The sequence below is a fragment of the Dactylosporangium sp. NPDC049140 genome (assembly GCF_040648435.1).
This window is the reverse complement of record NZ_JBEZDS010000002.1, coordinates 205,970-220,651: the sequence shown is the minus strand read 5'-3', so window position 1 is coordinate 220,651 and position 14,682 is coordinate 205,970. Positions and strand designations below refer to the sequence as shown.

The window sequence follows — 14,682 nt, the reverse complement described above, 5'->3', positions numbered from 1 at the left end:
AAAAGGTGGCTCCCAGGCGGCAACGCTACGCTTGGCCCGGTGAGCGCCCGGACGCACCGTTTCGCTGGCCGGCCTGCCGGCCGGAGCCTCGCCGCCTTCTGCGCGGCCGTGGCCGCCCTGGCCCTCGGGGGCTGTTCGTTCGGGCCGCCGCCGCCGGATGAGCTCGGGTCGCCACCGAAGATGTCGCCGTACCCGTCGCCTTCGCGCTCGGGCGGGAGCGACGAGGGCGGGGCCGAGGTGTCGGTGACCGTGCTGGCCAAGGGGCTCGCGGTGCCGTGGGGCATCGCCTTCCTGCCGGACGGCTCCGCGCTGGTGACCGAGCGCGACACGAAGCGGCTGCTCAAGGTCGGCAAGGAGACCACGTCCGACGGGATGCTTGTCGCGGAGCTGCAGAAGATCGACGCGGCGGTGCCCGGGGGCGAGGGCGGGCTGCTGGGGATCGCGGTTTCGCCGCAGTACGACACGGATAAAACGGTCTTTGTGTACTACACCACCCAGGACGACAACCGCGTTGCCAAGCTGACGCTCGGGCAGACGCCGGCGCCGATCCTGACCGGTATCCCCAAGGGCAACGTCCACGACGGCGGCCAGCTGCGCTTCGGCCCGGACGGGTTCCTGTACGTGGCGACCGGCGACGGCGACAAGCCCGAGACCGCGCAGAACCTGACCAGCCTCGGCGGCAAGATCCTTCGGATCCAGACGGACGGGAAGCCCGCGCCCGGTAACCCGTTCGGAACCGCCGTGTACAGCTACGGACATCGCAACGTGCAAGGGTTCGCGTGGGACAAGAACCAGCGCATGTACGCGATGGAGTACGGGGGCAGCGATGCCGACGAGCTCAACGTGATCGAGGCCGGGAAGAACTACGGGTGGCCGGCGGTGGAGGGGCGCGGGAGCGACCCGAAGTACACCAACCCGATCCAGACCTGGAAGACCGCCGACGCCTCGTGCGCGGGCCTGGCCTACCTCAGCGGCTACCTGGTGACCTCCTGCCTCAAGGGGCAGCGGATGTGGGTCATGCAGGTCACCGACTCCGGCACCCTCCTCGGCGCGCCCACGCCGCTGCTGCAGGACAAGTACGGCCGGCTGCGCGCGGCCGCGGTGGCGCCCGACGGCAGCCTGTGGATCTCCACGTCGAACAAGGACGGCCGGGGTGAGCCGAAGGCGGACGACGACATGCTCCTGCGCCTGGTGATCAGCGACGTCGGCGAGGCCGGCAAGAGTTGAGGTCACCGTTCCGCCGTCGCACCGCGCTGGCCGCCTCACGGGCCCGGCGCCGGGCGATCGTCATGGCCGCCGGGCGCCGGCGGCACCCGTCGGGGCCCGCGAGCGGTCGCGCCCGGGCGCCACGGCGCCCGCGCCTGCGCCGGGTCGCCCGCTGGCTGCTCGTGGGCGCGGTGGCGATCGTCGGCATGCTCATCGGCGTCGCCCTGGGCGGCACCACGACGCAGGACATCGGGCCCTTCCGCGCGCAGCTCTCGCTCGCCCCGTCGTGGAACGGCGACACCTCGGTGGAGATCCCGCCGCTGGGCTCGCTGGAGCTGGACAGCCACGACGGTCCCGCGCACCTGCGCATCCGGCTGGAGTCGCTGGACGAGGCGCGCACCCGCGCGTTCGCGGCCAACACCGGCAACCTCGAGCAGATCAGCCACGACGCGGTGGACCAGCTCAGCCTCGGCGTGCGGCGCCTGGCGCTGCAGACCGCCGGCTGCGGCCTGCTCGGCGCGATGATCCTGGTCGGACTGGTGTTCCGGGCACGGCGCGAGACGGCGGTCGCGGGCCTCGTGGTCATCGGGGTGCTCGCCTCGACCGGGGCGGCGACGCTGCTGACCTTCAAGCCGGCGGCGATCCAGGAGCCGACGTACCGCGGCCTGCTCGTCAACGCCCCGGCCATCATCGGCGACGCGAAGCGGATCACCAACCGGTACGAGGAGTACCGCGCGCAGCTGCAGAAGCTGGTGCTCAACGTCAGCAAGCTCTACGGCACGATCTCGGCGCTGCCCGTGTACGAGCCGGACACGAGCACGACCAAGGTGCTGCACATCTCCGACCTGCACCTGAACCCGGCGGCCTGGGGCGTCGTGCGCTCGGTCGCGGACCAGTTCGACATCGACATCATCGCCGACACCGGCGACATCAACGACTGGGGCAGCGAGCCCGAGGCGTCCTACGTCAACGTGATCGGCGACCTCAAGGTCCCGTACCTGTACGTCCGCGGCAACCACGACTCGGCGATCACCGCGGCGGCGGTCGCGCGGCAGCCCAACGCCACCGTGCTCAACGACACGATCGTGACGGTCAAGGGGCTCACCTTCGCCGGGATCGGCGACCCCCGCTTCACGCCGGACAAGTCGACGGACGAGTCGAACGAGCAGCAGCACCAGGAGGTCGTCACCTCCGGCAACATCCTCGCCGAGAAGATCCGCAGCAGCCCCAAGCCGGTGGACGTCGCGATGGTGCACGACCCGGTCGCGGCCCAGCAGCTCGCCGGGCTGTGCCCACTGGTGCTGGCCGGACACCGGCACGAGCGCTCGGTCGCGCGCCTCAACCCGAACCCCGCGGCGGTCGCGCCGGCCACGCTGACGTCCCCGTCGGCGTCCGCGGCGGCCAAGGCCCTGCAGGAGCGCACCCTGCTGATGGTGGAGGGCTCGACCGGCGGCGCGGGGCTGCGCGGCCTGGAGAGCACGAAGCCCTTGCCATTGGCGCTTTCCATCTTGTACTTCGACAAAGACCGCCACCTCTCCGCCTACGACGACATCCAGGTGGGCGGGACCGGCCTGACCGAGGTGGCCCTCCAGCGCCACATCGTCCAGCCCGACACCAAGGCGGCCCCGACTCCGACCCCGTCGTCGTCCGTCTCGACGTCGCCGTCTCCGTCGCCGACCCCGTCCTAGGAGCGGGCGGCGTAGCGAAAAGTCGGGCGCTTCGCGCCGCGACTTTTCGGACTTATACGGCGTCGGGTTATAAATCTGATTCGGCGAGGGCGGCGGGCGCTTCGTCCTCGGCGCCGCCGACCAAGCTGGGGCGCCGTGCGGCGGCGCATTTCCGCCCTTGACCCCACGGACCAGGCTGGGCGGTCCCTCTCCGGCCGCAGGCCTTCAGGGACCGCCCATTTGTCTGGCGGGAGCAACGGTCCGCAAGTGCCGCGGACCCGAGCAAAAAATAACCAGAACTACGACAGGCGCGCGATGATCAGCTCGCGCACGGTCTTGGCGTCCGCCTTGCCGCCCGTGGCCTTCATGACCGCGCCCACCAGGGCGCCCGCCGCCGCCACCTTGCCCTCGCGCACCTTCGTCGCGACGTCCGGGTTGGCGGCGATCGCCTCGTCGACGGCCTTGGTCAGGGCGCCCTCGTCCGAGACGACCTCCAGGCCGCGCGCGGCGACGACCTCGGCCGGCGCGCCCTCGCCCGCGATGACGCCCTCCAGGACGACGCGCGCAAGCTTGTCGTTGATCTTTCCGCTGTCGACCAGGGCCTGCAGCTCCGCGACCGCGACGGGGGTCACACCCAGGGCCTCGAGCTCGGTCTCGGTCTCGTTGGCGCGGCGGGCCAGCTCGCCGAGCCACCACTTGCGCGCGGACGCGGCCGACGCGCCCGCCTCGACGGTCGCGGCGATGAGCTCGACGGCGCCGGCGTTGATCACCGACTGCATGTCGAGGTCGCTGAAGCCCCAGTCGGACTGCAGCCGCTCGCGGCGCACGCGCGGGAGCTCGGGCAGCGCGGCGCGCAGCTCCTCGATCCACTCGGCGGACGGGGCGAGCGGGACGAGGTCGGGCTCCGGGAAGTACCGGTAGTCCGTCGCCGTCTCCTTGCTGCGGCCCGAGGTCGTGTCGCCGGTGTCCTCGTGGAAGTGGCGCGTCTCCTGGATGATCTTGCCGCCGTCGGTGAGGACGCCCGCCTGGCGGATGATCTCGGAGCGCACGGCGCGCTCGACGCTGCGCAGGGAGTTGACGTTCTTCGTCTCCGTGCGGGTACCCCACTCCGCGCCCGGGCGGTTGAGCGAGGTGTTCACGTCGCAGCGCATCGAGCCCTGCTCCATGCGCACGTCGGAGACGTCGAGGGTGCGGATGACGTCGCGCAGCTCCGTGACGTACGCGCGGGCGATCTCCGGCGCGCGGGCGCCCGTGCCCGGGACCGGCTTCGTCACGATCTCCACGAGCGGGATGCCGGCGCGGTTGTAGTCCACGAGGGACTCGGTCGCGCCGTGGATGCGCCCGGTCGCGCCGCCGACGTGCAGCGTCTTGCCCGTGTCCTCCTCGAGGTGCACGCGCTCGATACCGATGCGCACGAGCTCGCCGTCGATCTCCACGTCGAGGTACCCCTCCACGCAGAGCGGCTCGTCGTACTGGCTGATCTGGAAGTTCTTCGGCATGTCCGGGTAGAAGTAGTTCTTGCGCGCGAAGCGGCCCCACGGCGCGATCGAGCAGTTCAGCGCGAGCCCGATGCGGATCGTGGCCTCGATCGCGGCGCGGTTGGCGACCGGCAGGGCGCCGGGCAGGCCAAGGCAGACCGGGCAGACCTGGGTGTTGGGCTCGGCGCCGAACGCGGTCGGGCAGCCGCAGAACATTTTGGTGTTGGTACCGAGCTCGACGTGCGTCTCCAGGCCGATGACCGGCTCGAACGCGGCCACCGCCTCCTCGTACGACATATGCGTCACGGTGCTCATTGTCAGTGCCTGCTTTCAGCCTTGTGTATCCACGCACGACATTGGGTATCCATCGCACACCTGGAAGGAGCGACGTCATGCCGGTGCAGTTTCGGAAGAGCAAGAAGTTCGGCCCGTTCATTTTCCACTTCACGCAGGAGGGGTTCTCCTCGTGGAGCTTCAAGCTGGGCCCCTGGTCGTGGAACTCGCGCAGCAAGAAGAACCGCGTTGACCTGCCCGGCCCGTTCTCGTGGCGCCAGGGCGGCCGGGGCTGATCCGGCCGCGGTCACAACGCCGGTGGCGTGAGTGGCGGCAGCGCTGACTCCAGCGCGGCCGCCACCCGGTACATCCGGTCGTCGGCCATCGTCGGCGCCATGATCTGCAGCCCGACCGGCAGCCCCTCGGAGAGCCCGGACGGCACCGAGATGGCCGGCCCGCCGTAGAGGTTCGAAGGGATCGTGTACAGGTCCGCGAGGTACATCTGGTACGGGTCCGACGTGCGCGAGCCGAGCGGGAACGCCACGAACGGCGTGGTCGGCGCGATGAGCACGTCGGCGACCTCGAACGCGGCGGTGAAGTCGCGCGTGATCAGCGTGCGCACCTTCTGCGCCTGGCCGTAGTAGGCGTCGTAGTAGCCCGCCGACAGCGCGTAGGTGCCGAGGATGATGCGCCGCTTGACCTCCGGGCCGAAGCCGGCGTCACGGGTGAGCGACATGACCTCTTCCAGCGAGCGCTTGCCGTCGTCGCCGGTGCGCAGGCCGTAGCGCACGCCGTCGAAGCGCGCCAGGTTGGACGAGCACTCGCTCGGGGCGATCAGGTAGTAGGCCGGCAGCGCGAACTTGAAGCTCGGGCACGACACCTCGACGATCTCCGCGCCCAGCTTGACCAGGGCGTCGACCGACTCGCGGTACGCCGCGGCGACCCCGGGCTCGGCCCCCTCGCCCGCGAACTCCTTCACCAGGCCCAGGCGCACGCCGCTCAGGTCGCCCGTCGCGCCCAGGCGCGCCGCCGCGACGACGTCGGGCACCGGCTGCGGGATCGAGGTCGAGTCGCGCGGGTCGTGGCCGCCGATGACGGCGTGCAGCAGCGCCGCGTCCTCCACGGTCCGCGCGCAGGGGCCCGGGGTGTCGAGCGACGAGGAGAAGGCGATGAGGCCGTACCGCGACGTGCCGCCATAGGTCGGCTTGGCGCCCACGGTGCCGGTGACGGCGGCCGGCTGGCGGATCGAGCCACCCGTGTCGGTGCCGATGGCCAGCGGCGCCTCGAACGCGGCCACCGCGGCCGCGGAGCCACCGCCGGAGCCGCCCGGGATGCGCGTCGTGTCCCAGGGGTTGTACGTCGGGCCGTAGGCGCTGTACTCCGTCGAGGAGCCCATCGCGAACTCGTCCATGTTGGTCTTGCCGACCATCACGAGCCCGGCTTCGCGCAGGCGCGTCATGATCGTCGCGTCGTACGGCGGGCGCCAGCCCTCGAGGATCTTCGAGCCCGCGGTCGTGGGCACGCCGCGCGTCGTGATGACGTCCTTGACGCCGATCGGCACGCCGTCGAGCGGGCCGAACGCGGCGCCCTTGGCCCGGCGCTCGTCGGTGGCGCGGGCGGCCTCGAGCGCGCCCTCGCGGTCGACATGCAGGAACGCGTGGACCTTGTCCTCGACGGCGTCGATGCGCTCCAGGTGCGCGGTCGCGACCTCGACGGCCGAGACCTCCTTGGCGTCCAGGCGGCGGCCGAGCTCGGCGGCGGACAGCTTCGTCAGGTCACTCACGGCTCAGGCCTCCTCGTCCAGGATCCGCGGGACGCGGAAGCGGTTCTCCTCGGCGTCCGGCGCGCCGGCGAGCGCGTCCTCGCGCACCAGGCCGGGAACGACGACGTCGTCGCGGTACACATTCGTCAGCGGCACGGAGTGCGACGTCGGCGGCACGTCGGCGGCGGCGACCTCACCCACCTGGGCGACGGCCTGCAGGATCACGTCGAGCTGGCCGGCGAAGGTGTCGAGTTCTTCATCGGTGACGGCAAGCCGCGCGAGGCGCGCGAGATGCGCTACCTCCTCGCGGGAAATCGTGGCCATCGGCGCGCTTCTCCTTCAGGTCGTCGGCTTGGACGCAGCGTTACATGCCCGCGTCAACCCGACGAGTCTATTTCGTGGTGAAGGCGGGCCGTGCGGCAGTCTTGGACAGCCAGTCCAGCAGGCGGTCCGGGGGCATCGGGCGGGCGAAGTACCAGCCCTGCGCGACGTCGCAGCCGGCCTCCACCAGCATCCGCCACGTGCGCTCATCCTCGACACCCTCCGCGACGACGCGCAGCCCCAGCGCCCGGGCCAGGTTGATCATGGAGTGCACGATCGCGGCGTCGTCCGGGTCCGTGGCCACGCCGAGCACGAACGAGCGGTCGATTTTCACCTCGGCGAGTGGCAGGCGGCGCAGGTGGAGCATCGAGGAGTACCCGGTGCCGAAGTCGTCCAGCGCGATCGCGACCCCGAGCTTCTTCAGCCGCGCCAGCGTGGTCAGCACCCGGCGCGGATCGGCCATCAGCGCGCTCTCGGTGATCTCCAGCTCCAGCCGGGACGGGTCGACCGACATCTGGGCCAGCCGCGCCGTGATCCGGTCGGCGATCTCGCCGGTGTGCAGGTCCCGCACGCTCACGTTCACCGCGACGCGCACGCCCTCGGTCGCGGGCGCGGTCGCGCGCCACGCCGCGAGCTGCCCGATCGCCTCGTCGACGACGCGCAGGGTGAGCAGCCGCATCACCGGGCTGTGCTCGGCGACCCGGATCAGCTCCTCCGGGTCGATCGGCCCGCGGCGCGGATGCCGCCAGCGCAGCAGCGCCTCGACGCCGACGACCGCGCCGGTCGCGAGCTCGACCTGCGGCTGGTAGTACAGCTCGATGCCGCCCTCGGGCCCGCACTCCAGCGCCTTGCGCAGGTCGGCGAGCAGGCTGAGCCGCTCCGGGGTGTTGTGGTCGGACTCGGGCGCGTAGACGGCGAGGTTGTCGCCGCGGCCCTTGGCGTCGTACATCGCGACGTCGGCGTGGCGCATGAGCTCGGCGAAGTCCGTGCCGTGCTCCGGGTACACCGCGACGCCCACCGACGCGCCCACGTCGATCGGCAGCCCGTCCAGCAGCACCGGCTCGGCCAGCGCGCACATGATCTCCGCGGCGAACCGGCGCGCGTCGGCGGTGTCGCGCAGGTGCGGCACGACCACCGCGAACTCGTCGCCCCCGAGCCGCCCGACCAGGTTGTCGGCCCCGGACGCCCGCGCGGCCGCGGTGAGCCGCTCCCCGACCTCCACCAGCAGCCGGTCCCCGACCCGGTGCCCGAGCGCGTCGTTGACCTGCTTGAACGCGTCGAGATCGAGCAGCAGCAGGGCGAGGCGCCGCTCGGCCGCGCCGCCCTCGGCCCGCTCGGCGTGCTCCTTCAGCCGCGCCGCGACCTCGCGCTCCAGGGCCTTGCGGTTGGGCAGTCCCGTCAGCGGGTCCAGGCGCCCGGCCCGCGCCCGCTGGGCGGCGAGCTCCGTCATGCGCCGAACGGCGAAAAGCGAAAGCAGCGCCAGCGGTACCAGTAGAGCGTCGACGTGCGCCGCCGCGACCAGCCCGGGCGCGGAGAGCAGCAGCGCCCCGTTCGGCAGCGCATCGTTGCGCACCGCCTGCGTGAACACCGACCACCATCGCCCTCCGAAGCGCAGCCACAGGGCCGCGGACACGAGCAGGTTGTTCACGACGAACCACGTCACCGCGGCGGCGAGCACCCAGCCGATCCGGTCGGCGTGCAACAGTTCGTGGGCGTCCCCGCCCGACCGTTCGGGCAGCAGGAGACCCGCGGCCAGGAAAGACAGGATGTACTGCGCGGCGTTGAAAGCGGCCCGCCAGAACGTGTGCTTGAGCCACACCGCGGCGACCACGACGGCCACGAGCTGCACGGCGACCGCGGGCGCACACCCGTACGCGATCAGAATGGCGAAGGTGAAGCACACCGACGGGAAGGTGGGAATGCTCTCGTCGCGCGAACCTTGGACGAACGGCGGCGTGTCGGCCACGACGGCCAGGCCCGCGAACACCCAGAACACGGCGTCGACCCGGAGCCCCTCGTGCAGCACGCTGCCCACGAGCAGCAGTGCCGCGAGCCCGACGACAACCGCGACGTACGCGAAGAACCGATGACGATGCCGAGGCGGCGCGACGTTGCGCAGCGCGCTCTGCTCCATCCGCTCCCCGCTCTCCGCCGCATGCGTTCGTGCCCCGGGCCGGCCGTACGTTTCGGACGCCATGCGAGCCTGCACCCTCAACACCGGAGGTATCCGGAAAGGATGCCGAATCGATGCAGAACCGACCCCCTAATCAACCGACCGGGCGATCCCACAATGGACAGATCAGCTTGAATATCCGTGCAGAGTAACCACTGCCGGACTTTCTGTCACGCTTTTGCATTGACACCGATAACCCCAGGTACGGTTACGGACATATATCGAGGCGACTACGCTCCGCGCTTTCTCCTTCGACGCGGGCACCGTTCTTCGCAACAGCAGACGCGGCCGGCCCGCCACGCGCCGCTCATATTCAGCCGCCAACCGACCCGATGCCGATGGCGCGGAATCCCAACACGGCCGCTCCGGCCCGGCCTCGGTGCCTACGGCATCTCGCCGCCGCGCCCCGCCACGAGCATGGGTACCCCACCTGGGTGGAAGTCCGACCGCCGGACAAACCACGACGGAGACGGCGATCCGCACCTTCCGCGGCTTCTAGCGCCCACCCGACCCGACCCGCCGCGCCGCGGCCGCCTCGCTTTCGCCGCAGCCTCCCCCGGCCCACGCCCCGCCGCAGCCTCGGACGCCGCCCGGCCTGCCCACTGTGGCGGACAGGCTTCGCCGCAGCCTCCGCCGACCTACACCGCGCCGCCGCAGCCTCGGACGCCGCCCGGCCTGCCCACCGCGGCGGACAGGCTTCGCCGCAGCCTCCGCCGACCTACACCGCGCCGCCTCGGACTCCACCCGGCCTACTCCGCCGCCGCGCCTCGGCCCGCTGCCTCGGGCTTCTCCGCCGCGCCGGACGCGGACTCCTCCTGACCTACTCCGCCGCCGCGCCTCGGCCCCACTGCCTCGGGCTTCTCCGCGGCGCCGGACGCGGACTCCTCCCGACCCAACTCCGCCGGCCCCTACTCCGCCGCGGCGGCCTCCGCCTTCTCCGCCGCCGCGCCTCGGCCCACTGCCTCGGGCTACTCCGCCGCGCCGGACGCGGACTCCTCCCGGCCCAACTCCGCCGGTCCTACTCCGCCGCGGCGGCCTCCGCCTTCTCCGCGGCGGCCGTCTTGTCCGCGGCCTCGGCCTCCGCGACCGCCTCCTCGTCCGGCGGTTGCGCCGCCGCGCGCGCCGCGTCCGGGCCCTCGCTGAGCAGGATCTCGAAGGCGTCCTCGTCCAGGATCGGTACCTTCAGCGCCGCCGCCTTCTCCGCCTTCGAGCCCGGCGACTCGCCCACGACCACGAAGGCCGTCTTCTTCGACACGGAGCCGGAGACCTTGCCGCCGCGCGAGGTCACGGCCTCGGTGGCCTGGTCCCGCGAGTACCGCTCCAGCGACCCCGTCACCACGACCGTCACGCCCTCGAGCGGGCGCGGGCCGGTGTCGGCGCGCTCCTCGACCATGCGGACGCCGGCCGCAGCCCAGCGGTCGACCCACGCGCGGTGCCACTCGACCGTGAACCACTCGTGCACGGCGCGGGCGATCGTCGGGCCCACGCCCTCGACGGCGACGAGCTCCTCGGTGGTGGCGTTGGCGATCGCCTCCATGGAGCCGAGGGAGTTGGCGAGGGCCTGCGCGGCGGTCGGCCCGACGTGGCGGATCGACAGCGCGACGAGCACCCGCCAGAGCGGCCGCTGCTTGACCTCCTCGAGGTTGGCCAGCAGGTTGGCCGCGTTGGTGCCCAGGGCGCCGTTCATGTTGACGAAGAACGGGGACTTGGCGAGGCGCTCGGCGTCGATGTCGAAGAGCTCGCTCTCGTTGGGGATCACCGACTCGAGCAGCGCCGCGGCCGCCTCCCAGCCGAGCGCCTCGATGTCGAGCGCGCTGCGGTGCGCCAGGCCGTAGAGCCGTTCGCGCAGCTGGGCCGGGCAGAACTGGGTGTTGGGGCAGCGGATGTCGACGTCGCCCTCCTTGCCCGGGGCGAGCGTCGTACCGCACGACGGGCACTGCACCGGCATCACGAACGCCTGCTCGGAGCCGTCGCGGCGGTCCACGACCGGGCCGAGGACCTCCGGGATCACCTCGCCGGCGCGGCGGATGACCACGGTGTCGCCGATCAGCACGCCCTTGCGCACGACCTCCTGGGCGTTGTGCAGGGTCGCCTGGCGCACGGTCACGCCGCCGACGAAGACCGGCTCCATGACCGCGAACGGTGTGACGCGCCCGGTCCGCCCGACGTTGACCTGGATGTCGACGAGCTTGGTCATCGCCTCCTCGGGCGGGTACTTGAACGCGATCGCCCACCGCGGCGCCTTGCTCGTCGAGCCGAGCCGGCGCTGGATCGACATCTGGTCGATCTTCACGACCACGCCGTCGATCTCGTGCTCGAGCTTGTGCCGCCGATCCCCGTACTCCGCGATGTACGCCTGTACCGCCGCCATGTCCTCGCACACCCGGTATCGGGTCGAGGTCGGCAGCCCCCACGCGTGCATGAGCTCGTAGGCCTCGGACTGGCTGGCCGGGTTGAACCCCTCCCGGGCCCCGAACCCGTGCACCAGCATCCGCATCGGCCGGCCCGCGGTGATGTGCGGGTCCTTCTGGCGCAGGCTCCCGCTGGCCGCGTTGCGCGGGTTGGCGAAGGGCCGCTCCCCCGCCGCCACCTGGGCCGCGTTGACCTCCTGGAAGCCCTCCAGCGTGAAGAACACCTCGCCGCGCACCTCGAGCAGGTCGGGCACGTTGTCGCCGGCCAGCTGCTCGGGGATCTCGCGGATCGTGCGGGCGTTGAGCGTGATGTCCTCGCCGGTGCGCCCGTCGCCGCGGGTCGCGGCCCGGGTGAGCCGCCCCTGCTCGTACGTCAGATTCAGCGCCAGCCCGTCGATCTTGAGCTCGCACAGGTATCGCGGCGGGCTCCCCGCGTCCCGCTCGACCCGCTCCGCCCAGGCTTCCAGCGCCGGCTCGTTCAAGGCGTTGTCGAGGCTGAGCATGCGCTCGCGGTGGTCGACGGATGCGAACTCGGTCGAGAACGTGCCCCCGACCCGCTGGCTCGGCGAGTCCGGGGTGAGCAGCGCCGGGTACTGCTGCTCGATCGCCTCGAGCTCGCGCATGAGCGTGTCGTAGACCGAGTCATCCACCGCGGGCGACTGGAGCACGTAGTAGCGGTACTGGTGCTCGTCCAGCTCACGGGCCAGCTCCGCGTGCCGCTCACGCGCCTCGACGGTCGGTTCGGACTCAGCGTCGGTCATGGCTGAGAATTTACTCCGGGGGTACGACAAAAACCGCGTCAGTCCAGGTCAGCCGTCAGACGCCGGCCGGCCTCGCGGATCGCCGTGAGCGCCGCCGTCACCTTGGCCTCGCCGGACAGCCCGCAAGGCGGCGTCACGACCACCTGCGCGGGCAGGGACTTCAGCGGGAAGCCGAGCTTGCGCCACAGGTCACGGACCTGGCCGGCCAGCGCCTCGGCCGAGTCCCCGGACACCCCGGCCAGCAGGCCCATCCCGGCGTCCAGCAGCTCGCCGAGCGTGTCGAGGTTGCGCACCAGCGACAGGTCGACGGCCACCGCGACGGCACCCGCCTCTCGAAGCAGCGTCAGCGGTACCGCCGCAGCGCAGCAATGCACGACGACCGGGACTCCGGCCGCAGTGATGACCCCCGACAACGCCGACCGGGCGAGCGAAGGGTCCACGGATCGCAGCGTGCCGAACCCGCTCTCGGTCGGCACGCGCCCGGCCAGCACGGCCGGCAGCGACGGCTCGTCGATCTGCAGCAGCACGGTCGCGTGCGGGAGCCGGGCCCGGACCTCGTCGATGTGCGCGCGGACGCCTTCGGCGAGCGACCCCGCGAGGTCGCGCGTCGCGCCGGGGTCACGCAGCACCTGGCCGCCGATGGGCAGGGCCAGCGACGTCGCGAGCGTCCACGGCCCGGGCACCTGCACCTTGAAGGTCCCGGTGTACGCGCCCGCCTGCTCCGTCATCGTGTCCAGGTCGCGTTCGAGCAGGTCGCGCGCGACGCGCAGGTCGTGGCCGGGCCGGGCGGCGACGCGCCACCGCGCGGCGTACAGCTCGATCGGGATCTCCGGCAGGAACGTGCCCCCGCGCCCGATCATGTCGGCCCCGGGCCCCCGCGCGGGCAGCTCGGGCAGGTGCGGCAGGTCGGGGAGCTCGCCGAGCACGATGCGCTGTGCTTCGGCGATGTCGGTGCCGGGCAGGGAACCGATGCCGGTCGCCGCCCCGACCGGCCAGGGGTATGAGGTCACTGCCGCTCCGGAGGTCACGAGGTGTGCGAAATGGTGGCCGAGCCGAGCACGATGTCGCCGTCGGGCGAGGGCTCGTAACAGACGATGGCCTGCCCGGTCGCGATGCCGCGCGCGGCACGCCCGAGCGCGGCGACGAGGCGGCCCTCCTCGAGCTGCACGGTCGCGGGCAGCGTCTCACCGTGCGCGCGCATCTGCACCTCGCACGCGACCGCGCCGTCCACCGGTGCCGTCCAGACCGGCCGCTCCCCGACGACGCCCGTGACGTCGAGCGCGGACACGGGCCCGACGGTCACCGTGTTCGTCACGGGCGTGATCGACAACACGTAGCGGGGCTGCCGGTCGGGCGCGGAGACGCGCAGGTCGAGCCCGCGGCGCTGGCCGACGGTGTACGCGTACGCGCCCTCGTGCCGCCCGACGACCGCGCCGGTGGTGGCGTCGACGATGTCGCCGGGCGCCTGCCCGAGCCGCTCCGCGAGGAAGCGCTTGGTGTCGCCGTCGGCGATGAAGCAGATGTCGTGGCTGTCGGGCTTGTCGGCCACCGCGAGGCCCCGCTCGGCCGCCTCCGCGCGCACCTCGGCCTTGGTCGAGCTCCCGAGCGGAAACATCGCCCGGTCCAGCTGGGCGCGGGTGAGCACGGCCAGGACGTACGACTGGTCCTTGGCCAGGTCGACGCTGCGCCGCAGCAGCCCGTCGGCGCCCAGCCGCGCGTGGTGCCCCGTCACGACGGCATCGAACCCGAGCGCGACCGCGCGATCGAGCACGGCCGCGAACTTGATCTTCTCGTTGCACCGCAGACATGGATTCGGCGTGCGCCCGGCCGCGTACTCGGCGACGAAGTCGTCCACGACGTCCTCGTGGAACTGCTCGGCCATGTCCCAGACGTAGAACGGAATCCCGATCACGTCCGCGGCCCGCCGGGCGTCCCGCGAGTCCTCGAGCGTGCAGCAGCCGCGCGCGCCCGTGCGGTACGTCTGCGGGTTACGCGCCAGCGCGAGGTGCACGCCGGTCACGTCGTGCCCGGCCTCTACCGCCCGGGCAGCCGCAACCGCCGAGTCGACCCCGCCGGACATCGCCGCTAGCACTCTCACGCCCCCAGCCTACCGGCGCGCGGAGGCGCATTTTCCGGGCGGAGTTCCGTTGCCCGCTCCGGGCGCCGCGGATGCACTCCCAATCCCGCCCGTCCGAGTCTCCCGCGCGGACGCCGCGACCGGCCCGTCCCGCTGCGCGTGCCGACGCAACCCGTACGGCGACACGGCGACGGTTCACCGCCCGCACGGCTTCACGGCCAGCACCGCGACGGCCGAGGTCACCGTGTACGGCGGGCCGCCCCACACCTCCCGCGCGGTGACGCCGCACAGCCCCGCGCGGTGGCGCCGCACATCTCCCGCGCGGTGACGCCGCACATCTCCCGCGCGGTGACGCCGCACATCTCCCGCGCGGTGACGCCGCACAGCCCCGCGCGGTGGCGCCGCACAGCCCCGCGCGGTGACGCCGCACAGCCCCGCGCGGTGACGCCGCACATCTCCCGCGCGGTGACGCCGCACATCTCCCGCGCGGTGACGCCGCACATCTCCCGCGCGGTGACGCCGCACATCTCCCGCGCGGTGACGCCGCACATCT

The 14,682-nt window shown here is 72.3% G+C and carries 11 protein-coding genes; 4 read left to right on the top strand and 7 right to left on the bottom strand.

Annotation, left to right across the window (positions count from 1 at the left end; all coding sequences use genetic code 11):
* Positions 1–108: 108 nt before the first annotated feature.
* Both AB0B76_RS04665 and AB0B76_RS04660 read left to right on the top strand, forming a co-directional pair.
* Positions 109–1,227, top strand: coding sequence for a PQQ-dependent sugar dehydrogenase (locus AB0B76_RS04665; RefSeq protein WP_360370202.1), 1,119 nt, complete (start codon positions 109–111; stop codon positions 1,225–1,227).
* The gene (locus AB0B76_RS04660) at positions 1,224–2,894 is read left to right on the top strand and encodes a metallophosphoesterase (RefSeq protein ID WP_360369313.1); all 1,671 of its coding nucleotides are present in this window, start codon (positions 1,224–1,226) and stop codon (positions 2,892–2,894) included. The genes AB0B76_RS04665 and AB0B76_RS04660 overlap by 4 nt, the downstream gene beginning before the upstream one ends.
* Before the next feature lie 278 nt (positions 2,895–3,172).
* Here the strand turns inward: AB0B76_RS04660 and gatB are convergent, their stop codons facing one another.
* A complete protein-coding gene (gene gatB / locus AB0B76_RS04655) occupies positions 3,173–4,666 on the bottom strand; it encodes an Asp-tRNA(Asn)/Glu-tRNA(Gln) amidotransferase subunit GatB (RefSeq protein WP_360369310.1) in 1,494 nt (497 codons plus the stop codon).
* A 77-nt stretch (positions 4,667–4,743) separates the two neighbouring features.
* Between gatB and AB0B76_RS04650 the strand changes: the two genes are divergently transcribed.
* Complete coding sequence (locus tag AB0B76_RS04650; RefSeq protein ID WP_360369307.1) at positions 4,744–4,920, top strand: DUF4236 domain-containing protein; 177 nt, start codon at positions 4,744–4,746, stop codon at positions 4,918–4,920.
* Between the two features lie 11 nt (positions 4,921–4,931).
* Here AB0B76_RS04650 and gatA read toward each other — a convergent pair whose 3' ends face one another.
* The 6 genes from gatA to mnmA all read right to left on the bottom strand — a co-directional run bounded on the left by gatA (position 4,932) and on the right by mnmA (position 14,150).
* On the bottom strand, positions 4,932–6,407 hold the full coding sequence (gatA, locus tag AB0B76_RS04645) for an Asp-tRNA(Asn)/Glu-tRNA(Gln) amidotransferase subunit GatA (RefSeq protein WP_360369304.1): 1,476 nt from the start codon (positions 6,405–6,407) through the stop codon (positions 4,932–4,934).
* A 3-nt stretch (positions 6,408–6,410) separates the two neighbouring features.
* Positions 6,411–6,710 (bottom strand): Asp-tRNA(Asn)/Glu-tRNA(Gln) amidotransferase subunit GatC, encoded by a 300-nt coding sequence (gatC, locus tag AB0B76_RS04640; protein ID WP_360369302.1) that lies wholly within the window; start codon positions 6,708–6,710, stop codon positions 6,411–6,413.
* A gap of 67 nt (positions 6,711–6,777) precedes the next feature.
* Positions 6,778–8,904: a bifunctional diguanylate cyclase/phosphodiesterase gene (locus tag AB0B76_RS04635; RefSeq protein WP_360369299.1), complete on the bottom strand. Its 2,127-nt coding sequence runs from the start codon at positions 8,902–8,904 to the stop codon at positions 6,778–6,780.
* A gap of 994 nt (positions 8,905–9,898) precedes the next feature.
* Complete coding sequence (ligA, locus tag AB0B76_RS04630; RefSeq protein ID WP_360369296.1) at positions 9,899–12,052, bottom strand: NAD-dependent DNA ligase LigA; 2,154 nt, start codon at positions 12,050–12,052, stop codon at positions 9,899–9,901.
* Positions 12,053–12,090: 38 nt separating this feature from the next.
* On the bottom strand, positions 12,091–13,062 hold the full coding sequence (locus tag AB0B76_RS04625; protein ID WP_360369293.1) for a methionine synthase: 972 nt from the start codon (positions 13,060–13,062) through the stop codon (positions 12,091–12,093).
* 14 nt (positions 13,063–13,076) lie between these two features.
* A complete protein-coding gene (gene mnmA / locus AB0B76_RS04620) occupies positions 13,077–14,150 on the bottom strand; it encodes a tRNA 2-thiouridine(34) synthase MnmA (protein WP_360369290.1) in 1,074 nt (357 codons plus the stop codon).
* A gap of 279 nt (positions 14,151–14,429) precedes the next feature.
* On the opposite strand from mnmA, the gene AB0B76_RS04615 reads away from it, so the two are divergent.
* On the top strand, positions 14,430–14,682 hold a 253-nt coding region (locus tag AB0B76_RS04615), incomplete at its 3' end, for a hypothetical protein (protein WP_360369287.1).